Origin of the sequence: Roseateles chitinivorans (assembly GCF_050632145.1) — a bacterium.
In the GTDB taxonomy this organism is placed as follows: Bacteria; Pseudomonadota; Gammaproteobacteria; order Burkholderiales; family Burkholderiaceae_C; genus Roseateles; species Roseateles chitinivorans_B.
On record NZ_CP192577.1, the window covers coordinates 5308233 to 5328154 of the forward strand.

Sequence of the window (19922 nt, forward strand, 5' to 3'; positions counted from 1 at the left end):
CTTCGCGCCATGCAAGAAGTCTCTTCGTCCGCCCTGCCGCCCGTTCTGCCATCGGGCCAGCCGCCGATCCACGGCTCCCCGGCGTCGACCTCACGCGACGATCGATGGATGGCCGAAGCCCTGCGGCTCGCCGAGGCCGCGGTCGGCCTCACCGACCCGAACCCGCGGGTGGGCTGCGTCATCGTCGACGGCGACGACCGCGTGCTCGGTCAAGGTCACACCCAGGCCGCCGGGCAGGCACACGCCGAGATCATGGCCCTGCGCGATGCCCAGGCCCGGGGTCAGGACGTGCGCGGCGCCACCGCCTACGTGACCCTGGAGCCCTGCGCCCACCACGGCCGCACCCCGCCCTGCTGCGACGCGTTGATCACGGCCGGCGTCGGCCGGGTGGTGGTCGCGCTCGGCGACCCCAATCCGCAGGTCGCCGGCCAGGGACTCGCACGGATGCGCGCCGCCGGCATCGCGACCGAGGTCCTGCCGACCGACCACCCCAGCGCGGTCGAGGCGCACGAGCTCAACATCGGTTTCCTGACCCGGATGCGGCATGGCCGCCCCTTCGTGCGGATGAAGGTCGCCGCCTCCCTGGACGGACGGACCGCGCTGTCGAACGGCGTCAGCCAGTGGATCACCGGTCCCGAGGCCCGGCGCGACGGTCATGCCTGGCGCCGCCGTGCCGGCGCGGTGCTGACCGGCATCGGCACCGCGCGCGAGGACGATCCCCGCCTGGACGTCCGGGACGTGGACACCGTGCGGCAGCCGCAACGCGTGCTGATCGACTCCCGCCTGGAGCTGTCGCCGGACGCGCGCCTGCTGGCGCCTCCCGGGCAACTGCTGATCTATCACGCGTTGTCCGAGCCGGGCGAGCGCGGCGCCGCGCTCGCTGCCCGAGGGGCGGAACTGGTGTCCGTCGCCGATCCGGTCAGAGGCAAGGTCGACCTGGGCGCGGCGATCCACGACCTGGGGCGACGCCAGGTCAATGAGCTCCACATCGAGGCGGGCTACAAGCTCAACGGTTCGTTGCTGCGCGCCGGGCTGATCGACGAACTGCTGATCTACGTCGCGCCGATGCTGCTGGGTGAAGGCCGCGGCATGGTCGACCTGGGTGGACTGACGGCGCTCGACGGCGCGCCCCGCTTCCGGATGGTCGACTGCCAGCCCGTCGGGGGCGATCTGCGGCTGAGGTTGCGGCCGATCGGCGCGTAATCGCCTCCCGATCGCGTCCTGATCGCCGCATCGGCCCGGTCTCCCGACGCCGTCGAGCAACCCCGCGCCCCGGAGAACCGGGCCGCCCCCGCCTACAATCGCGCCCATGCCTATTTCACCGATTCCCGAGCTGGTCGCCGAGCTGGCGGCCGGCCGCATGGTCATCCTCGTCGACGAAGAGGACCGCGAGAACGAGGGGGACCTCGTCCTGGCCGCCGACCACGTCACGCCGGAAGCGATCAACTTCATGGCCAAGCACGGCCGCGGCCTGATCTGCCTGACCTTGACCCGCGAGCGCTGCGAGCTGCTGCAACTGCCGCCGATGGCCACGCGCAACGGCACCAAGCACGGCACCGCCTTCACCGTCTCGATCGAGGCGACCACCGGCGTCACGACCGGCATCTCGGCGGCGGACCGGGCGCGCACCGTGCAGGCGGCGGTCGCCAAGGGCGCCGTCGCGGCGGACCTGGTGCAGCCGGGCCACATCTTCCCGCTGCAGGCGCAGGACGGCGGCGTGCTCATGCGCGCCGGCCATACCGAAGCCGGCTGCGACCTGTCGCGCATGGCCGGCCTGACGCCCGCCGGCGTGATCTGCGAGATCATGAACGACGACGGCACCATGGCCCGTCTGCCGGACCTGGAGATCTTCGCCAAGGAACACGGCCTGAAGATCGGCACCATCGCCGACCTGATCGAGTACCGCAGCCGCAACGAGTCGATCGTGCAGCGCATCGCGCAGCGTCCGCTGGACACGCGCGAAGGCCGTTTCGAGTGCCACGTCTTCCGTGACCGCTCGAACAACGTCCACATGGCGCTGGCGCTGGGCCAGTGGCAGCCGGACCAGGAAGTGCTGGTGCGGGTGCACGAGCCCTTCTCCGCGATGGACCTGCTGGACGCCGGCCGATGCGGCCACAGCTGGCCGCTGCCGCAGGCGCTGGCGGCGATCCAGCGCGAAGGCGCCGGCGTCGCGGTGCTGCTGAACTGCGGCGAGGATGCCGACGCGCTGCTGGCCCGCCTGCAGCCGAGCGCATCGGAAGACACCCGCCAGACCATGGACCTGCGCACCTACGGCGTCGGCGCGCAGATCCTGCGCGAGCTCGGCGTCCAGCGCATGAAGCTGCTGGGCAGCCCCCGCCGCATGCCGAGCATGACCGGCTACGGGCTGGAGGTGACCGGCTTCCAGGCCGCCCAGCCCGGCCACGACAAGAACTGCTGAGCCGAGGACCGCATGCAAGGATCTGACAAGGGTCAATCGACCCGACTGGACGGACGCGGGCTGCGTGTCGGCATCGTCCAGGCGCGCTTCAACGATGAACTGACGACGGCGCTGGCCAAGGCCTGCCTGGCCGAACTCGCCCGCCTGGGCGTGCAGGACGCCGACATCCGTCACGTGACCGTGCCGGGCGCGCTGGAAGTGCCGGTGGCGCTCCAGGCGATGGCCGTCAGCGGGAAATTCGACGCACTCGTCGCGCTGGGCTGCATCATCCGCGGCGAGACCTACCACTTCGAACTGGTCGCCAACGAGAGCGGCGCCGGCGTGACGCGCCTGACGCTCGACCACCGCCTGCCGATCGCCAACGCGATCCTGACGGTCGAGAACGAGGAACAGGCCTGGGCGCGGGCCGAGGACAAGGGCCGCGATGCCGGTACCGTCGCCGTCGAGATGGCACAGCTGCTGAAAGAACTCAAGTGAACACGAACGACAACAACCCCGCCGGCAAGCCCGCTCCCAAAACGGGGAGCCATTCGGGCGGCAATTCGGGCGGCAAGCCCGCCGCCAAGAAGGCGCCGGCCAAGTCGGCCCGCCGCCGCTCGCGCGAGCACGCGCTGCAAGGCATCTACCAGTGGCTGGTGACCGGCGACGACCTCGGTGTGATCGACGCGCACACGCGTGAGCAGGACGGCTTCGAGAAGGCCGACCGCGGCCACTACGACAAGCTGTTCAACGGCGCGATCGAGGAAGCGGCCGATCTGGACACGGTGCTGGCCCGTCACGCGGACCGCAAGACGACCGAGCTGTCCCCGATCGAGCACGCGATCCTGATGATCGGCGCGTACGAGCTGAAGAACTGCATCGACATCCCGTACAAGGTCGCGATCAACGAGGCCGTCGAACTGGCCAAGTCCTTCGGCGGCACCGACGGCCACAAGTACGTCAACGGCGTGCTGGACCGCGCCGCGATCGACCTGCGCCCGGTCGAGGTGAAGGCCGTCCGCGGCAACTGATCTCCCGACGGACCGAGGCCGACGCTGCTCCCGCAAGGGAGCCGTCGGCCTTTTTCATTGGCACGCGATTCGCCAAGGCGTCTCCCCGGGCCGACACGCCTCCCAGGGATCGACGCGCCCCGTCAGGTGGCACGCCCTCGCCACACGCTCACGAGTCCCGCGATCAGCGCGAATCCCGCGGCCATGCCGAGCCCTGCGTGCGACGCCCGTGACGCCGGCAGCCACGTGAACAGCAGCCCCATCAACAGGCTCCCCAGCGTCTGACCGGTGAGGCGTGCCACGCCTTGCGCGCCGCCGGCGGCGCCGCTGCGCTCCTTGGGCGCGGACAGCAGCATGTTGCGGTTGTTGGGCGTCTGGAAGAAGCCGAATCCCAGCCCCGCCAGCGCGGTGAACACGACCAGCGACGGCCGCGGATCCGCCTGCACCGGCCAGGCCGCGCAGAGCGCCAGTCCCGCTGCCAGACCACTCGCACCCGCCGCGCAGAGCCAGGCCGTCGGCAGGCGATCGGCCATGCGGCCGGACAGCGGCGCGGCCAGCATCACCGCCAGCGGCCACGGCGTCATCAGCAGGCCGGTCGCGAGCACGCTCAGTCCGAGCACATGGTGCATGTAGAACGGCAACGCCACATAGCTGGCCATCTGCCCGGTGAAGCAGCACACCGACGCGATGATCGACATCCGGAACGACGGCGAGCGCAGCAGGTCCAGCGGAATCAACGGCGCCGCGCGCGGCAGCTCGCGGCGGACCAGCAGGGCGCCGCAGACGATGGCCGCGATCAGCAGCGCGCCGCCCTCCAGCGGCTTGGCCAGCACCTGATCGCCGCCGAGCACGAAGGCCGCAAACATGCCCGCGTTGAGCGCGACGCTCACGACGTCCAGCGGCCGGCGTGTGCCGGGCGTGTCGGGCAATCCGCGAGCGGCGATCAACACCAGCAGGCCCACCGGCAGGTTCACCGCGAACAGCCACGGCCAGCCCGCCACCGACAGGATCGCCGCGCCGATGGCGGGCCCGGCCGCCGAAGCGCCCGCGACGGCCAGCGCGTTGTACGCGATGGCCTGTCCGAGCAATCGCTTCGGATAGGTGAAGCGCAACAGCGCCAGGCCGAGCGGCATCACCGCCGCGCTGCCCAGGCCTTGCAGGCATCGACCCGCCACCAGCCACCCCAGCGAGGGCGCCAGCGCGCACAGCGCCGACGCCGCGGTGAACAGCGACACGCCTGCGACGAAGACGCGACGGTAGCCGAGCCGCTCACCCAAGGCCGACGCCGGCAGCAAAAACATCACGACGGCGAGTTGATAAGCCGTCGCGACCCAGATGGCATCGGCGGGCGAGGTGTTCAGGGTCTGCGCGATGTTGGGCAACGCGACGTTGGCGATGGCGCCGTCCAGCACGACCAGCGCGATCGCGCCTAGCAGCGCAGCGACCGCGGCATGTCGGCGCGGCAGCGGGACGCCATCGGAATCAGACTCGGAAGCGGACGAAGCGGGCAGCGTGGCGGACATCGGGACGACGGCTCGGAAAGGGATGCGTTCAGCATAGGAGCCGCCCGGCGACGCGACCAGCGCGCCGGGCGCAGGGAGTCCCTGTACGCGACGCCATCCGCACCACTCGTGCGCGTGCTAGCGTGACGCGATGGCCGACATCGATCTGAACCTGCTCACCGCGCTGGATGCCCTGCTCGCCGAAGGCAGCGTGGCGCGGGCCGCCGAACGCCTGCGGCTCAGCGAATCCGCGATGAGCCGCACGCTGGCGCGGCTGCGCGAGGCCACCGGCGATCCGCTGCTCGTGCGGGCGGGCCGCGCGATGGTGCCGACGCCGCACGCGCTCGCCCTGCGGGACCAGGTCCGCGAGCTCGCGCAGGGCGCGCGCGCCGTGCTGCAGCCGGCCGGCGCCGGCTGGGACCTGCGGACACTCCGGCGGACCTTCACGCTGCGCGCGAACGACGGCTTCATCGAAGCCTTCGCGCCGTCGCTGGTCGCCCGCGCAGCGGAGGAAGCGCCGGGCGTGTGCCTGCGCTTCGCGCCCAAGCCCGACAAGGACGTCCGCCCGCTGCGCGAGGGCCTGATCGATCTCGACATCGGCGTGCTCGGCGAGTCCGGCCCCGAGGTGCGGATCCAGGCACTCTACCGCGACCATTTCGTCGCGGCGGTGCGCGAGGGCCACGCGCTGCTGGACGCGCGTGAACCCGATGCGACAGCGTACGCGGCCTGCGCCCATGTCGTCACCTCGCGACGCGGTCGTCGCGCGGGTCCGGTCGACGAGGCGCTGGCCGCGCGCGGCTTGAAGCGCCGGGTCGCCGTGGTGGTGCCGAGCTTCCGCGCGGCGCTGTCGATCGCGGCCGCGACGGACCTGGTGGCGCTGGTGCCCGCCTCCTTCTTCCGGCCGGATCTGGCCCAGGGCGCGCTGCGTCTCTTGCCGCTGCCCGTGCCGACCGAGCCGATCACCGTCTCGCAGATGTGGCATCCCCGCCTGGACAAGGATCCGGCGCATCAGTGGCTGCGGGGGATGGTCTTCGAGTTGTGCAGGTCGAGGACCTCGTCGTCGTCACCGCCATCGCACTGATCGAAGCCGGGGTGGCGCCGGTCACTCCGGCAGCGGCACGCGCCGGATCACGTCCTCGTACGGCGCGAGGTCGAGAAAGGCCGTGGCCTCCGTGACGCGACCGTCCTTCATGCGGAAGATCCAGACATAGCTGTTGCGATACGGTCGCCCGTCGCGCGCCTGCGCCTCCCCGTCCCAATGCACGGCGACGTCGTCGCCCTGCGCGAAGACGTGGTGCACGGCAACCGGCCGCACCGGCGTCGACAGCCTCGACGCGAAGGGACGCACCGCGCGCGTGACGAAGTCCTCCAGGCCGACGTAGGTGCCCGCCGTCGGCCCGCTGCCGCGGATGGTCCAGCGCACCGACGGCGACAGCAGGTCGTCGAAGAAACGGTTGCCGCCCTGGGCCCAGGCATCGAAGGCATCGACGACGCGGGCACGGTTGCGTTCAGCGGTCTTGATGTCCGCGCGGACTGAAGGCGCCGGCGGCGTCTGCGCAAGGAGTGCTGGCGGAGACAGCAGCGGGACGATGGCGACGGCGACGACGACGACGAGCGGCACGATCGCGCGTGTCCAGCGACGGGGGCGGGGGCACTCTGCATGGCGGTCACTCCAGGTCCTGACGATCCGACCACTGTGGTTCCGGTCGGTGGGGACGGCTGGCACGATCCTCCAAATCGCTTGCACGATACGGTCACCTCCGCCCCATCGCTCGGATCACGCAGAATCCACGCTCACCTCACAGCGCGCAACGCATTCCCCATGTCCCGACTCAACATCGCCATCACCGGTTTCGGCGGCATCGGCCGCAAGGTGGCGGAACTGCTCGCGGCCCGGGCGGACCGCTATCGGCAGCAGTTCGATCAGGACGTCCGCATCGTCGGCGTCTGCGGCGGTTCAGCCGGTCTCATCGACGACGCCGGATTGAGCCTGGCGGCGCTGGCGGACCGGTCCGGCTACACCCCCGGCCTGACTGGCGAGGCCTTCATCGACCAGGTCCCCGCCGACGTCCTGATCGAAGCGAGCCCGACGGACTTCCGCACCGGCGGCGCCGCGCTCGGCTACATCCGGACGGCGTTCCGCCGGCAGATGCACGTGGTCGCGATCTCCAAGGGCGCGCTCGTCCACGACTTCCCCGGACTGCATGCGGAAGCGACCCGCCGGGGTCTGGCGCTCAAGGTGAGCGGCGCCGCGGGATCGGCGATGCCGACGGTCGACCTCGTTCAGTACAACCTGGCGGGCTGCGAGGTGAAGTCCCTCGCCGCCATCGTGACCGGGACGACCAACATCATCCTGTCGGAGATGATGGACAGGGAATGCGACTTCGCCGACGCGCTCGCCGAGGCGCAGCGCCTGGGCATCGCGGAGTCCGACCCGACCCTCGACACGCACGGCTGGGACACCGCCTGCAAGATCGCGATCCTGTGCAGCGCCGCGTTCGGCGAGGTCGTCGACGTGCAGACGATGAAGCGCCAGGGCATCACTCACGTGACGCTGGCCGATGTCCGCCGATGGAAGGCGCAAGGACTGATGCCGCGGCTGGTGGGCCGGATCGACCGTTCGGGCGGGACCTGCGACGCCTCGGTCGGCATCGAGCTGTGCGGCCCCGACCATCCGTTCGCGCGGGCCCATGGCCGGGCGAAGGCGGTGCACGTCGTCACCGACCTGATGGGAGACCTGACCCTCGTCGGCGGCGGATCGAGTCCCTACGGGACGGCGGCCGCCGCGCTGAAGGACCTGGAACACCTCCTCCGGGACCTGCGGCTGCCGCTCAGCCCCCGTGCCGGAACTCCGGATACAGGCTCATCCCCCCGTCGATGAACAGGGTCGTGCCGACCACGTAGTCCGACGCATCGCTCGCCAGCCACAGCGCCGCGGCGGCCACGTCCTCCGGCGCGCCGATGCGGCCGTAGGGAATGAGCGACAGCATCTTCGCCCTTGCCGTCTCGTCCTCCACCGATGCGCGGTTGATCGCCGTGGCGATGGCGCCCGGCGCGATGGCGTTGACGCGGATGCCCTCCTCCGCCACCTCCTGCGCGAGGCTGCGCATGAACAGGTCGATGCCGCCCTTGGACGCCGCGTAGTTCGCATGCCCCGCCCAGGGGATGAGCTGATGGACGGAGCTGATGTGGATGATCTTGCCCAGGGCACGCGAGCGCCGTTCGTCCCGTCCCTGCCGCCGGAACAGGCGCACCGCCGCGCGGGCGCAGAGGAACTGCCCGGTCAGGTTGGTGCCGATCACCTGGTTCCACTGGTCGAGCGTCATCTCGCCGATCGTCGCGTCGCGCTGGATGCCGGAGTTGGCCACGAGGATGTCGACCCGGCCGAACGCCTCGACCGCCTTGTCGAACAGCTGGTCGACCTCGGGCTCCGAGCCGACGTCCGCCTTCACCGCGATCGCGCGCCCGCCGGAGCGCATGATCTGCTCGACGACCGCCGTCGCCGCCTCTTCCTGCGAGTGGTAGTTGATCACCACGGCCGCGCCGGCGTCCGCCATCGCCAGGGCGATGCCCTGGCCGATGCCGGAGCTGGCGCCGGTCACGACGGCGACTTGGTGATCCAGGGGGTGCACGAGCGGCATGCGAGGTCTCCAGGGGCTGGATGCAAGGGGTGTTCGCCAGGGCTCAGGCCCGCGGTCCGCGTCCTTCGATGGCGCGGTCCAGCGCGAGGGCGGCGCTGATCAGCGCCAGGTGCGTGAGCGCCTGCGGGAAATTGCCGAGGTGCTCGCCGCCGCGTCCGATCTCCTCGGCGTACAGCCCGAGATGGTTGGCATAGGTGAGCATCTTGTCGAAGTGCAGCCGCGCCTCGTCGACGCGCCCGGCACGGGCCAGGCATTCGACGTACCAGAACGAGCACGCCATGAACGCGCCCTCCTGACCGTGCAGCCCATCCAGGTTGGCGGCGTCGGGGCCGTCGCCGGTCGTGTACCGCGCGACCAGTCCGTCCACGCTCAGCTCCCGGCCCACGGCGTCCAGCGTGGACAGCCACCGCGGATCGCTGGACCCGATGAACTTGACCATCGGCATGAGCAGCACCACCGCGTCCAGCGTGTCACCGCCGCGGTACTGCACGAACGCCTGTTTTCCGGGATGCCAGAACTCGTCGATGATCTGCGACGCGATCGCGTCGCGCGTCTCCACCCACCGCAACACCGGCGCCGGACGCGCAAAGCGCTTGGACATGCGCAGCGCGCGGTCCAGCGCCACCCAGCTCATCAATCGTCCGGACAGGAAATCGCGCCGCTCGCCGCGCATCTCCCAGATGCCGTCGTCCGGCTGGTCCCAGTGCTCGCACAGCCAGTCGATGCGGCCCGTCAACCGGCGCCAGACGTCGATGGACGGCGCGGGCCCATGCTTGTCGGCCAGGTACATGGCGTCGACGAGTTCCCCCACCACGTCCAGCTGCAGCTGGGCCGCCGCGGCATTCCCCACCCGCACCGGACGGGAGTCGCGGTAGCCGGACAGGTGATCGAGCTCGACCTCGCCCTCGACGCGACGGCCGTCCACGGCATACAGCACCTGCGGCACGGCGTCCTCGTCGTCGTCGTCCGCCCGGCCCTTGGCCCAGGCGATGAAGCGGTCCGCCTCCTCGGTGTAGCCCAGCCGCAGCAGCGCATGGACGGTGAACGCCGCGTCGCGGATCCAGCAGAAGCGGTAGTCCCAGTTCCGCGCGCCGCCGACGTGCTCGGGCAGGCCGAAGGTCGCGGCGCCGATGATCGCGCCGTGCTCGGCCGAACTCAGCAGCTTCAGGATCAGCGCGGAGCGTTGCACGATCTCGCGCCACCGCCCGCGATAGGCCGACCGCTCGCTCCAGCCCTGCCAGTACGCCACCGTGTCGGTGAACGACGCCTCCAGGAAGGCGTGGAGGTCGTCGCCATCGGTCGGCCGTTCGATCACGCATTCGAAGACGAAGCCGACTTCGTCGCCCGCCTTCAAGGTCATCACGGCCCCGACGGCACCCACGGCGCCGACGCCACCGGGATCGACCTGCAACGGGACCGTGCTGCGCAATTGCATCGGCGCCGGCGACGCGCCCATCGTGAACGTCGCCAGCAAGCCGTCGCTCCCGTCGCTCCCGTCGCTGTGCACACGGGCCTCGCTCTCCACGCGCCCGTAGTCGAACCGCGGTTCGCAGAACATCTCGAAACATTGTGTGCCGCGGATACATCGGACCCGACGCACGAGGGCGCTCTGCGGACCATTTTTTCGAACCGGCATGTAATCGATGACCTCGACCAGGCCCTCAGCCGACATGTGGCGGGTCAGCAGCACGTTGGTGTCGGGCAGGTACATCTGCCGCGTGTGCATCCCGGCGCCGTCGACCGGACGCAGGCTGAAGCGCCCGCCCTGCCGGTCGTCCAGCAGGGACAGGAACACGCTGGGCGAGTCGAAGCGCGGGAAGCAGAAGAAGTCGATCGTGCCGTCGGTGCACACCAGGGCGGTCGTGCGCAGGTTGCCGATCACGCCGTGCGATCCGATGTCGGGGTAACTCAAGGAAACTCCTGGTGCCAAATGCGGGAAGCCCCTGCAATCGGTGTTCCCACATCTGCGTACATTCGGCTGCCCGAGGCACCGTGATGCGGCGCTTCGCACCTTGAGACAACGCTTCGTACCGGTGTTCGCCCCCGTGCACCGACGTGGCGCAATGACCACGATCACGGTCGCCATTCGCCCGATCATGGCGGCCCTCAACTACCTGCCAGGAACGCACGTGAGAACTCTCTGTGGGCTGACGCTCCCCTCCTCTTCGCGACCCTGTCCGCGACAATCTTCGCGACGACCGCCCACGCCGACGTGCTCATCGGCCAGACCTCCGGTTTCACCGGCTCGGTCGCAGCCAGCGTCAAGGAAGCGACCGACGGCGCCAAGCTCTACCTGGACTCGGTCAACAAGGCCGGCGGCGTGCACGGCGAGAAGATCAAGCTGATCTCGCTGGACGACAAGTTCGATCCGAAGCTCGCGGCGGAAAACGCCAAGACGCTGATCGTCGACAACAACGTGCTGGCGCTGTTCCTGACGCGCGGCACGCCGCACAACCAGGCCATCATGCCGCTGCTCACCGAGCACCGCGTGCCGCTGGTCGCCCCGTCGACCGGCGCGATGGTGCTGCACAAGCCGGTGCATCCGTGGCTCTTCAACGTCCGCGCCACCTACCAGCGCGAAGCCGAGCGCGCGGTGCAGCATCTGAGCCTCATCGGCATCGAGAAGATCGGCGTGGCCCAGGTCGACGACTCGTTCGGCGCCGACGCGGTGGTCGGCGTGATGGCGGGCTTCGCCGCGGTCGGCAAGACGGCGGCCTTCGTCGAGAAGTTCGATCGCGCCCATCCCGACTTCAAGTCGACCGTCGCCAAGACGCAGTCGACCTCGGCGCAGGCCGTCATCATCCTGGGATCGGGCCAGGCGGTGGTGGACGGCGTGACCGCGCTGCGCGACAGCGGCTCGCGCGTGCAGATCGTGACCCTGTCCAACAACGCGTCGTCGGGCTTCGTCGCCTCGCTGGGCAAGAACGCGCGCGGCATCATCGTCGGGCAGGTGTTCCCCTACGAGCGCTCACGCAACGCCGCCATCGTGACCGAGGCGCAGGCGCTCTCGACCGCCCAGGGCCATGGTGACATCACACCGGCGATGGTCGAGGGCTTCGCCGGCGCCAAGGTGCTGGTGGAGGCGCTGCGCCGCGCCGGCCCCCACCCGACGCGCCAGAAGCTGCGCGACACGCTGGAGAACATGCAGAAGGTCAACATCGGCGGGCTGGAGATCAGCTACGGCCCGAACGACCATTCGGGCCTGGATTTCGCGGACCTGTCCATCGTCGGCGAAGGCAATCGCTTCGTGCGCTGAATCGTCCCGTCGGGCGGGTCGGGACGGCGCGAGGGTCGCCGCCGCCGATGCCGCGCGCCTGCGATGAGCGGCGGCGTCAAGCGCCGCCGCATGCAACCCGGGCTACAGGTGGGTCGGCTTGAGGATGCGGCCCGTCTTCGCCGGGTCGGCGGCCTGACCCAGGCCGGCAATCCCGCCCGCCCCCAACACCCGCTGATGCGGGTCGTCCGATGCGCGCATCGCGGCGATGCGCTGCGAGGCCAGTCGGGATGCTTTGGCAGCTTGCTGGCCCTTCGGCGTGACCGCCGCGGCGGCCAGTTGGCCGATGTAGTGGAGATCAAAGGGGTGCATGGCGGATCGCGTGATGAACACGCCCCGACTCGGCATGCGGCGTGCCAGCCCCCGCACGCGAGGCGGACGAGCGCGGCATCGGTCGCAACCAGACCCCCTATCATTCCCCCATGAGACTGTCTGACCGAGTGGCGCGCATCGACCCGTTCTACGTCATGGAATGTGCCAAACGGGCCGACGAGATCGCCCGTTCCGCGATCTGCGATCCGGCCCAGGGCGGCCGGCGCATGATCTACCTGAACATCGGCGAGCCCGACTTCGGCGCCAGCCCCGCCGTCCGCGAGACCGCCGCGCGATTCACCGCCGAGGGCCGCATCCCCTACACGCAGGCCAACGGCCTGCGCGCGCTGCGCCAGCGCGTCGCCGACTGGTACGGCCAGACGCAACAGCTGGACATCGATCCCGATCGCATCGTCATCACCGCCGGCGCCTCGGCCGCGCTGCAGCTGGCCTGCCTCGCGCTGTTCCAGGCCGGCGACGAGGTGCTGATGCCGGACCCCAGCTACCCCTGCAACCGGCACTTCGTCGCCGCCGTGGACGCGACGCCGGTGCTGATCCCGTCGACCGCCGCGGAGCGTTTCCAGCTCAGCCTGGGGCGGCTGCGCGAGCACTGGAACGAACGCAGCCGCGGCGTGCTGCTCGCCTCGCCGAGCAACCCGACCGGCACCTCGATCCCGCCGGAGGAGCTCGCCGCCATCCACGCCTTCGTGCGCGAACGCGGCGGCATCACCATCGTCGACGAGATCTACCAGCCGCTCGGCTACGACGACCGCTATGCACGCAGCGCGTTGACGCTGGGCGACGACGTCGTCTCGATCAACAGCTTCTCGAAGTACTTCGGCATGACCGGCTGGCGGCTTGGCTGGCTGGTGCTGCCGCCGGCGATGGTGGGCGCGGTCGAGAAGCTCGCGCAGAACCTCTACATCTGCCCGTCGACGATCGCCCAGCACGCGGCGCTCGCCTGCTTCGACACCGACTCGATCACCGAATACGAACGCCGTCGCGAAGCGTTGCGCCGGCGCCGCGACCGGGTCGTGCCCGCCCTCGAGGCGATGGGGCTGCCCGTCCCCGTCGTGCCCGACGGGGCGTTCTACGCCTGGGCCGACGCGTCCGGCACGGGCCTGTCCAGCTGGGACCTGTGCATGGACCTGATGACACACGCCCAGGTCGCGCTGACGCCGGGCCGCGACTTCGGCCCCGCCTTCGGCGAACGCTTCCTGCGCCTGTCCTTCGCCAGCAGCATGGACGACCTCGACGAGGCGCTCGCGCGTATCCGCGTCCGCCTCGCCCAGTTGAAGGCCCGCACCGCATGACCGGGCCGGAATTCGAGCTCGAGTTCAAGGTCCGCGACTACGAGTGCGACATGGACCACGTCGTCAACAACGCGGTCTATCTCAACTACCTCGAGCACGCCCGCCACGAGCTGCTGCAGGCCCGCGGGCTCAAGTTCGAGGAGCTGTCCAAGCGCGGCATCAGCCTGGTCGTGACCCGCGTCGAGATCGACTACAAGGGCTCGCTCGTCAGCGGCGACAGCTTCGTCGTCCGGACCCGCCTGCAACGCAGCGGACGGATCCGCTTCCTCTTCCACCAGCGCATCCACCGGCAGTCCGACGACCGGCTCATGCTGGACGCGGTGGTGACCGGCACGGCGCTGAACGCACGCGGCCGGCCGGAGTTCCCGCCGGAACTGGACCAGGCCTTCGGCTGAAGGAGCCGGGCAAGGGACGGGGCGGGTTCTGGGTGAACGCCTGAGGCTGACCGCCATCGGTGGATCGCCACCGATCGATCGCGGTCCCTTCCGGCTTTGAAAGCGTTGTCAAAGCGCATCAGACCGGGGTTCGAGGGGGTGGGTCACCTACCTCTGAAGGGTGGGTTGGTCCTATGATCTGGATGCGAATCATTGTTATTCGCACAGATTCCTCCCACCTCCGCCTCCCAGATGACTCATCAACCGCGTCCCCTCGTCCTCGTGCATGCCCTGGCCCTGGCCGGCCTGTCGCTGTCCTCGGTCGCCCTGGCCCAATCGGCGCCCGCGCCCGCACTGGCGGCTTCCGCCGCCCGGTCCGCCGCGGCCGACGCCACCCTGCCCGAAGTGAACGTGCGCGGCACCGGCCCGCGTGAGACCGCCACCAGCGCCGTCTACGGCATGGTCGCGCGCCGCAGCGCCACCGGCATGAAGACGGACACCTCGATCCTGGAAGCGCCGCAGTCGGTCTCGGTCGTCACCCGCGAACAGATCGAACTGCAGGGCGCCACCGGCGTCGACGAGGCGGCGCGCTACACCTCCGGCACCGTCGGCGGCGCCTTCGGCTCCGACTCGCGCAGCGACTGGATCCTCGTGCGCGGCTTCCGCCCGGCGCTGTTCCTCGACGGCCTCGGCCTGCCCGACGGCACCTGGGCCGGCCAGACCCGCCTGGAGCCCTATCTGCTCGAACGCATCGAGATCCTGAAGGGGCCTGCCTCGGTCATGTACGGCGCGCTGCCGCCCAGCGGCTTCATCAACGGCGTGAGCAAGCGTCCGTCCGCCGTGCCGGTCAACGAGATCGGCCTGGAGTTCGGCAGCTTCAACAAGAAGCAGCTCACCGTCGACGTCGGCGGCAAGCTGGCCGCGGACGGCTCGGTGCTGTTCCGCGTCGCAGGCCTGGCGCGCAAGGGCGACACCTACGTCGACTTCGCCAAGGACGACCGCTACGCCATCGCCCCGTCGCTGCTGGTGAACTTCAGCCCGGCGACCTCGCTGCTGGTGATGGGCCAGTTCCAGAAGGCTGACACCGCATCGGCGGGCGGCTTCCTGCCGGCCGACGGCACGCTGTTCACCAATCCCAACGGCAAGATCCCCGCGTCCCGGTTCACCGGCGAGCCTGATTACGACTGGTACAAGAAGGACAGCGCCTCGGTCGGCTACGAGCTGTCGCACAAGCTGAACGACAGCGTCACGCTGCGCCAGAACCTGCGCTACATGGACTTCGACATCGACCACCGCACGGTGGGCGCGTTCGGACTCGCGGCGGACCGGCGCACGCTGTCGCGCTACGTGTGGACGCCACGCGAGGACTCGAAGTCGGTGGCCCTCGACAACCAGGCCGAGTTCGCCTTCGCCACCGGCGCCGCGCGCCACACGCTGCTGACCGGCCTGGACTACCGCCGCGTCAAGACCGATTCGCGCTCGGCCTTCGACTTCACCGGCGCGCCGCCGCTGGACATCTTCAATCCGGTCTACGGCGCACCGATCACCTCGCCCGCCGACACCACGCACACGGAGCAGACGCAGAAGCAGCTGGGCCTGTACCTGCAGGACCAGATCCGCCTGGACCGCTGGATCGCGACGCTGTCCGCGCGCCATGACCGCGTGACCACGGACACCGACGACAAGCTGCTCGGCACCACCGCGTCGCAGAAGGACAGCAAGACCTCGGCTCGCGTCGGCCTGAACTACGTCTTCGACAGCGGTCTGGCGCCGTACGTGTCGTACTCGACCTCGTTCCAGCCGACCATCGGCACCGACTTCTTCAAGCGCACTTTCGTGCCGACCACCGGCCGCCAGGTCGAGGCCGGCGTGAAGTACCGCCCGGCCAACAACCGCGCGCTGTTCACGGCCGCCCTCTTCGACCTGCGCCAGAAGAACGTGCTGACGCCGGACCCGGATCCGACACACAGCTTCGCGTCGGTGCAGCAGGGCGAGGTGCGCTCGCGCGGCCTGGAGCTGGAGGCGCGTTTCCGCGCGGTCAGCACGCTGGACGTGATCACCTCGTACACCTACACCGACTCCAAGGTCGTCGAAACCGACCGCCCGGTGTTCCGCCAGCCGAAGAACCAGGCGCAGGTCTGGGTCGACTACCGCGTGCCCGAGGACCTCGTGGCCGGCCTGGGTGTCGGCGGCGGCGTGCGTTATGTCGGTGGCTCCTATGCGTACGCCGCGGCGGACAACAGCCGTGTGAACACGAAGGGCTACACCGTGCTGGACCTGCAGGCCCACTACGACCTGGAGAACTGGCGCTTCCTGGCCACGGTGAGCAACGTCACCGGCAAGGAATACATCGCCACCTGCCAATCGGCCGCCTGGTGCTTCTACGGCTATCCGCGGACCTTCAGCGTCTCGGCACGCTACAGCTGGTAAGACGGGCACGCCGGATCGGACGGGCCAGAGCGACGGCATCGTGAGCGCCACCTCCCCCTCCGCCATCTCGGTCGTCAATCCGGCCGACGTCGGCGTCGCCGGCGGTGCCTCGGCGCTGGAGGCCCTGCCCTGGCGGGGTCTCTTCACGGTGCTCTTCCTTGGCGTGACGGCCGGCATCCAGATGAGCGACCGCGGCCTGCAGGCCGTGCTGTCGCCGGCGATCCAGCAGGCCTTCGCCGTCAGCGACGCGGCCATCGGCGCGATGCACGGCGTGGCCGGCATCCTGATCGCCAGCGCGCTGGCGGTGCCGCTGGCGCGGCTGGCCGACCGGCATTCGCGCAAGGGGATGCTGCTGGCGCTGATCGCGGTGTGGACCGCGCTGACGGGCGTCAGCGCGATGGCCTCGAGCTTCCCGCTGTACTTCGCCACCCGGGCCGCGCTCGGCGTGAGCGAGTTCGCGATGATCCCCGTCGTGTATTCGCTCATCCCCGATCTGGTGGGCGAGCGTTTCCGCGTCGGCGCCAACCTGAGCTTCGCCGCGCTGATGGCGACCGGCGCCAGCGCCGGCTTCTACGGCGGTGGCGCCTTGCTGGACTTCGCGCAGGAACTGGGCGGCGCGGTCAGCGGCGGAGCGGGCGGCGGCGCCCTCGCCTCCTGGCGGCTGGCCATCGTGGTGCTGGGCGCGGCGGGGATTCCGCTGTTCCTGGCCGGCCTGCTGACCTGGGACCCGCCGCGCGGCATCGCGCGCGCGGAAGCGGCGGAGGAACGCGGCGCGTTGTCGGCCTTCGTGCGGACGCACGGCCGCGACCTGCTGCTCTTCGTCGGCGCCGCGGGCGGACTCGCGATCGCCGTGCAAGCCCTGACCCCGATGATCGCGCTGGCGCTGGGGCGGCGCTACGGCGCGGACCTCACGGCCATCGGCCATGCGCTCGGCGTCATCCTGCTGGTGACCAACCTGTCCAGCCTGCCGCTGGCCGGCACCCTGGATCGCGTGCTGCGGCGCCATCTCGGCGCCCGCGCGCGGCCCGCGGTCATGGCGGCCGGCGCGGCGCTCAGCATGCCCTGCGCGCTCGCGCTCTCGAGTGCCGGCGACGCACGGCCAGCCCTCGCGCTGGTCGCAGGCTTCCTGCTGCTGACCTGCATCGCCAACGCGCTGATCCCCACGCTGCTGCAGGATCTGCTGCCGCCGACGATCCGCGCGCGCTGCTTCGCCATCTACAGCTTCGTCATCGCGGCGTTCTGCTCGCTGGGACCGGTGCTGTCGGGGGCGGTCTCCGACCGGTGGATGGGCGGCGACCTGCTCGGCGCGATCGCCGCGGTGAGCGTCCCCGCGCTGATGCTGACCGTGCTGTGTGCCGGTCTGCAGGTCGCACGGCGGGCGGACCGCCCGGACCGCCCGGTCTGACCGGTCTGACCGACCCACGGCGGGCCGCCGCCACCCTGCGGCAATAATCGGCCACGACGCCGCCGACGCCCCGTCCCCGACACGCTTCTTTGCATGTGGCTGGTCCGTCGTTTGCCGGGGACCCCGCCAGACTTGTCACAATCCCGCTCTTGATCCGCGACCACCGCCCGCCGACCTCATGAACCAAGACCTCTCCATCGTTTCCCTGATCGCCCACGCCAGCCTCACGGTGCAGCTGGTGATCGCCGCGCTGCTGCTGGTGTCGCTGGCCAGCTGGAGCGTGATCTTCAGCAAGCTCATCTCGCTGGGCCGCATCCGCACGCGCAACGAGGGCTTCGAGCAGGAGTTCTGGTCCGGCAAGAACCTCAACGACCTCTACAACAGCGTCTCCAACCGCCAGGACGGCGCGCCGCTGGAGCGCATCTTCGCCTCCGGCATGCGCGAGTTCCTGAAGCTGCGCGAGAAGCGCGTCGTCGACTCCGGCCAGCTGCTGGACGGCGCCCGCCGCGCGATGCGCGCCAGCTTCCAGCGCGAACTCGACGCGATGGAATCGCACCTGTCCTTCCTGGCGTCGGTGGGCTCGGTGTCCCCGTACGTGGGCCTGTTCGGCACCATCTGGGGGATCATGCACGCCTTCGTCGGCCTGTCCAACCTGACCCAGGTCACGCTGGCCACCGTCGCCCCCGGCATCGCCGAGGCGCTGGTGGCGACCGCGATCGGCCTGTTCGCCGCGATCCCCGCCGTGCTGGCCTTCAACCGCTTCGCGCGCCAGATCGACCGCAACGCGATCACGCTGGAGACCTTCATCGAGGAGTTCTCCAACATCCTGCAGCGCAACGCCGGCCAGCCCGCGCCGGCCGCGCAGCGCTGATCCGGAGCGTCGGTCATGCCCGGAATGTCCTCCCGCAGCGGTTCGCGCCGCCGCACGATGAACGAGATCAACATGGTCCCGTTCATCGACGTCATGCTGGTGCTGCTGATCATCTTCATGGTCAGCGCGCCCCTCATCACCACCGGCGTCGTCGACCTGCCCAGCGTCGGCTCCAGCCGCACGCAGCCGCAGCACGTGATCCAGGTGATCGTCGGCACCGACGAGCAGCTCAAGATCAAGCTCGACGGCGACCAGGACCCGTCGCCGGTGCCGCTCAAGGCGCTGGCCGCGCGCGTCAAGGACGCGCAGAAGGGCGACGCGGCCACGCCGGTCGTGATCTCCGCCGACCGCAACGTCAAGTACGAGGCGGTCGTCAAGACGATGGACGTCCTGCAGCGCGCGGGCATCCAGCGCGTGGGCCTGTCCGTGAAGAACGGCGCCGCGGCGGACCGTTGAGACCGGGAAGCGATTCGCAGCGATGAGCACCCTGGTCTCCCGATTCCACCCGGACCGCGATCCGCTGCGTCCGCCGCCCGCGCCCGGACTGGGCCGCGGCTTCAGCTTCGCGATCGTCGCGCACGTGCTGCTCGTGGCGGCCCTGAGCTTCGGCGTGAACTGGCGCTCGGCGCCGGTGCCGGCGATGGACGCGGAGCTGTGGTCCGCCATCCCGCAGGCCGCCGCGCCCAAGGAGCAGCTGCCGACCGAGCCGCAGCCCGAACCGCCCAAGCCGCAGCCGGAGCCCCCGAAGCCGCAACAACCGACCCCGCAGGAAGTCCAGGCGCAGCGCGACGCCGACATCGCGATCGCCAAGGCCAAGGAGCGCAAGCTCAAGGACGAGCAGGAGCAGCGCGAGGCCGAGGACAAGCGCAAGCAGGAACAACGCAAGAAGGACGAGGCGGACCAGAAGGAACGCGACCGCAAGGCCAAGGAAGAGCAGGCCAAGAAGGACGAGGCCAAGGACAAGGCCGCCGACAAGGCGAAGGCCGAGAAGGCCCGCAAGGAGTCCGAAGCCAAGGCCGAGGCGCAACGCCAGGAGAACCTGCGCCGCATCCAGGGCATGGCCGGTGGCACGGGCGCGCCGGGCGCGACCGGCACGGCGGCCAGGAGCTCGGGACCGTCGGCGAACTACGCCGGCCGCATCAAGGCTCGCGTGCGCCCGAACATCATCTACAACGACCCGGGCGGCGATTCGAATCCGGAAGCGGAAGTCGAAGTGCGCACCGGTCCTGGCGGCACGATCATCGGGCGCAAGATCGTCAAGTCCAGCGGCCTGCCAGACTTCGACAACGCCGTGCTGCGGGCACTCGACAAGACCGACACGTTCCCACAGGACACCGATGGCACGGTGCCCAAGGTCATGATCATCGCCTTCCGTCCCAGGGAGTGACGCCC

The 19922-nt window shown here is 70.2% G+C and carries 19 protein-coding genes; 14 read left to right on the top strand and 5 right to left on the bottom strand.

Annotated features, from left to right (window positions below; all coding sequences use genetic code 11):
* Positions 1-9 precede the first annotated feature (9 nt).
* The 4 genes from ribD (at position 10) to nusB (ending at position 3429) form a co-directional block, all read left to right on the top strand.
* Positions 10-1203, top strand: a complete 1194-nt coding sequence (gene ribD, locus ACQ86G_RS24410; RefSeq protein ID WP_431257722.1) for a bifunctional diaminohydroxyphosphoribosylaminopyrimidine deaminase/5-amino-6-(5-phosphoribosylamino)uracil reductase RibD — start codon at positions 10-12, stop codon at positions 1201-1203.
* A 106-nt stretch (positions 1204-1309) separates the two neighbouring features.
* Positions 1310-2419: a bifunctional 3,4-dihydroxy-2-butanone-4-phosphate synthase/GTP cyclohydrolase II gene (ribBA, locus tag ACQ86G_RS24415; RefSeq protein WP_431257723.1), complete on the top strand. Its 1110-nt coding sequence runs from the start codon at positions 1310-1312 to the stop codon at positions 2417-2419.
* Between the two features lie 12 nt (positions 2420-2431).
* On the top strand, positions 2432-2896 hold the full coding sequence (gene ribH, locus ACQ86G_RS24420) for a 6,7-dimethyl-8-ribityllumazine synthase (RefSeq protein WP_431257724.1): 465 nt from the start codon (positions 2432-2434) through the stop codon (positions 2894-2896).
* Complete coding sequence (nusB, locus tag ACQ86G_RS24425) at positions 2893-3429, top strand: transcription antitermination factor NusB (protein WP_431257725.1); 537 nt, start codon at positions 2893-2895, stop codon at positions 3427-3429. The genes ribH and nusB overlap by 4 nt, the downstream gene beginning before the upstream one ends.
* Before the next feature lie 122 nt (positions 3430-3551).
* On the opposite strand, the gene ACQ86G_RS24430 is transcribed toward nusB, so the two are convergent.
* Positions 3552-4931, bottom strand: a complete 1380-nt coding sequence (locus ACQ86G_RS24430) for an MFS transporter (protein ID WP_431257726.1) — start codon at positions 4929-4931, stop codon at positions 3552-3554.
* 130 nt (positions 4932-5061) lie between these two features.
* Here ACQ86G_RS24430 and ACQ86G_RS24435 point away from each other — a divergent pair, with 130 nt between their 5' ends.
* The gene (locus tag ACQ86G_RS24435; RefSeq protein WP_431257727.1) at positions 5062-5991 is read left to right on the top strand and encodes a LysR family transcriptional regulator; all 930 of its coding nucleotides are present in this window, start codon (positions 5062-5064) and stop codon (positions 5989-5991) included.
* 21 nt (positions 5992-6012) lie between these two features.
* Here the strand turns inward: ACQ86G_RS24435 and ACQ86G_RS24440 are convergent, their stop codons facing one another.
* Positions 6013-6531, bottom strand: coding sequence for a nuclear transport factor 2 family protein (locus ACQ86G_RS24440; RefSeq protein WP_431257728.1), 519 nt, complete (start codon positions 6529-6531; stop codon positions 6013-6015).
* 201 nt (positions 6532-6732) lie between these two features.
* Between ACQ86G_RS24440 and ACQ86G_RS24445 the strand changes: the two genes are divergently transcribed.
* Positions 6733-7791 carry a homoserine dehydrogenase gene (locus ACQ86G_RS24445; RefSeq protein WP_431257729.1) on the top strand — a complete coding sequence of 353 codons (1059 nt, stop codon included), beginning with the start codon at positions 6733-6735 and terminating at the stop codon, positions 7789-7791.
* On the opposite strand, the gene ACQ86G_RS24450 is transcribed toward ACQ86G_RS24445, so the two are convergent.
* On the bottom strand, positions 7742-8551 hold the full coding sequence (locus ACQ86G_RS24450) for a glucose 1-dehydrogenase (RefSeq protein WP_431257730.1): 810 nt from the start codon (positions 8549-8551) through the stop codon (positions 7742-7744). The genes ACQ86G_RS24445 and ACQ86G_RS24450 overlap by 50 nt on opposite strands.
* Before the next feature lie 43 nt (positions 8552-8594).
* Positions 8595-10463 (bottom strand): glycoside hydrolase family 15 protein, encoded by a 1869-nt coding sequence (locus tag ACQ86G_RS24455; RefSeq protein WP_431257731.1) that lies wholly within the window; start codon positions 10461-10463, stop codon positions 8595-8597.
* Positions 10464-10691: 228 nt separating this feature from the next.
* Between ACQ86G_RS24455 and ACQ86G_RS24460 the strand changes: the two genes are divergently transcribed.
* Positions 10692-11807: an ABC transporter substrate-binding protein gene (locus tag ACQ86G_RS24460; protein ID WP_431261487.1), complete on the top strand. Its 1116-nt coding sequence runs from the start codon at positions 10692-10694 to the stop codon at positions 11805-11807.
* Positions 11808-11909: 102 nt separating this feature from the next.
* On the opposite strand, the gene ACQ86G_RS24465 is transcribed toward ACQ86G_RS24460, so the two are convergent.
* Entirely contained in the window at positions 11910-12158 is a 249-nt protein-coding gene (locus ACQ86G_RS24465) for a hypothetical protein (RefSeq protein ID WP_431257732.1), read from the bottom strand.
* Positions 12159-12247: 89 nt separating this feature from the next.
* Here ACQ86G_RS24465 and ACQ86G_RS24470 point away from each other — a divergent pair, with 89 nt between their 5' ends.
* From ACQ86G_RS24470 to tolA, 7 genes are all read left to right on the top strand, one after another.
* Positions 12248-13450, top strand: coding sequence for a pyridoxal phosphate-dependent aminotransferase (locus ACQ86G_RS24470; RefSeq protein ID WP_431257733.1), 1203 nt, complete (start codon positions 12248-12250; stop codon positions 13448-13450).
* The gene (locus tag ACQ86G_RS24475) at positions 13447-13845 is read left to right on the top strand and encodes an acyl-CoA thioesterase (protein ID WP_431257734.1); all 399 of its coding nucleotides are present in this window, start codon (positions 13447-13449) and stop codon (positions 13843-13845) included. Before ACQ86G_RS24470 ends, ACQ86G_RS24475 begins: the two co-directional genes overlap by 4 nt.
* A 261-nt stretch (positions 13846-14106) precedes the next feature.
* Entirely contained in the window at positions 14107-16254 is a 2148-nt protein-coding gene (locus ACQ86G_RS24480) for a TonB-dependent siderophore receptor (RefSeq protein WP_431257735.1), read from the top strand.
* Positions 16255-16294: 40 nt separating this feature from the next.
* Positions 16295-17659: an MFS transporter gene (locus ACQ86G_RS24485; RefSeq protein WP_431257736.1), complete on the top strand. Its 1365-nt coding sequence runs from the start codon at positions 16295-16297 to the stop codon at positions 17657-17659.
* Positions 17660-17837: 178 nt separating this feature from the next.
* Positions 17838-18530 (top strand): protein TolQ, encoded by a 693-nt coding sequence (gene tolQ / locus ACQ86G_RS24490; protein ID WP_431257737.1) that lies wholly within the window; start codon positions 17838-17840, stop codon positions 18528-18530.
* A 15-nt stretch (positions 18531-18545) separates the two neighbouring features.
* Positions 18546-18986 (top strand): protein TolR, encoded by a 441-nt coding sequence (gene tolR / locus ACQ86G_RS24495; protein WP_431257738.1) that lies wholly within the window; start codon positions 18546-18548, stop codon positions 18984-18986.
* Positions 18987-19008: 22 nt separating this feature from the next.
* Positions 19009-19917, top strand: coding sequence for a cell envelope integrity protein TolA (gene tolA / locus ACQ86G_RS24500; protein ID WP_431257739.1), 909 nt, complete (start codon positions 19009-19011; stop codon positions 19915-19917).
* The last annotated feature ends 5 nt before the right edge of the window (positions 19918-19922 follow it).

What these genes read in the sequence shown, in the direction of transcription:
- ribD (WP_431257722.1), top strand. Translation starts at nt 10, where the DNA reads ATGCAAGAAGTCTCTTCGTCCGCCCTGCCGCCCGTTCTGCCATCGGGC.
- ACQ86G_RS24430 (WP_431257726.1), bottom strand. Translation starts at nt 4,931, where the DNA reads ATGTCCGCCACGCTGCCCGCTTCGTCCGCTTCCGAGTCTGATTCCGAT.
- tolA (WP_431257739.1), top strand. Translation starts at nt 19,009, where the DNA reads ATGAGCACCCTGGTCTCCCGATTCCACCCGGACCGCGATCCGCTGCGT.
- ribBA (WP_431257723.1), top strand. Translation starts at nt 1,310, where the DNA reads ATGCCTATTTCACCGATTCCCGAGCTGGTCGCCGAGCTGGCGGCCGGC.
- ACQ86G_RS24435 (WP_431257727.1), top strand. Translation starts at nt 5,062, where the DNA reads ATGGCCGACATCGATCTGAACCTGCTCACCGCGCTGGATGCCCTGCTC.
- ACQ86G_RS24470 (WP_431257733.1), top strand. Translation starts at nt 12,248, where the DNA reads ATGAGACTGTCTGACCGAGTGGCGCGCATCGACCCGTTCTACGTCATG.
- ribH (WP_431257724.1), top strand. Translation starts at nt 2,432, where the DNA reads ATGCAAGGATCTGACAAGGGTCAATCGACCCGACTGGACGGACGCGGG.
- ACQ86G_RS24450 (WP_431257730.1), bottom strand. Translation starts at nt 8,551, where the DNA reads ATGCCGCTCGTGCACCCCCTGGATCACCAAGTCGCCGTCGTGACCGGC.
- ACQ86G_RS24445 (WP_431257729.1), top strand. Translation starts at nt 6,733, where the DNA reads ATGTCCCGACTCAACATCGCCATCACCGGTTTCGGCGGCATCGGCCGC.
- tolR (WP_431257738.1), top strand. Translation starts at nt 18,546, where the DNA reads ATGCCCGGAATGTCCTCCCGCAGCGGTTCGCGCCGCCGCACGATGAAC.
- ACQ86G_RS24475 (WP_431257734.1), top strand. Translation starts at nt 13,447, where the DNA reads ATGACCGGGCCGGAATTCGAGCTCGAGTTCAAGGTCCGCGACTACGAG.
- tolQ (WP_431257737.1), top strand. Translation starts at nt 17,838, where the DNA reads ATGAACCAAGACCTCTCCATCGTTTCCCTGATCGCCCACGCCAGCCTC.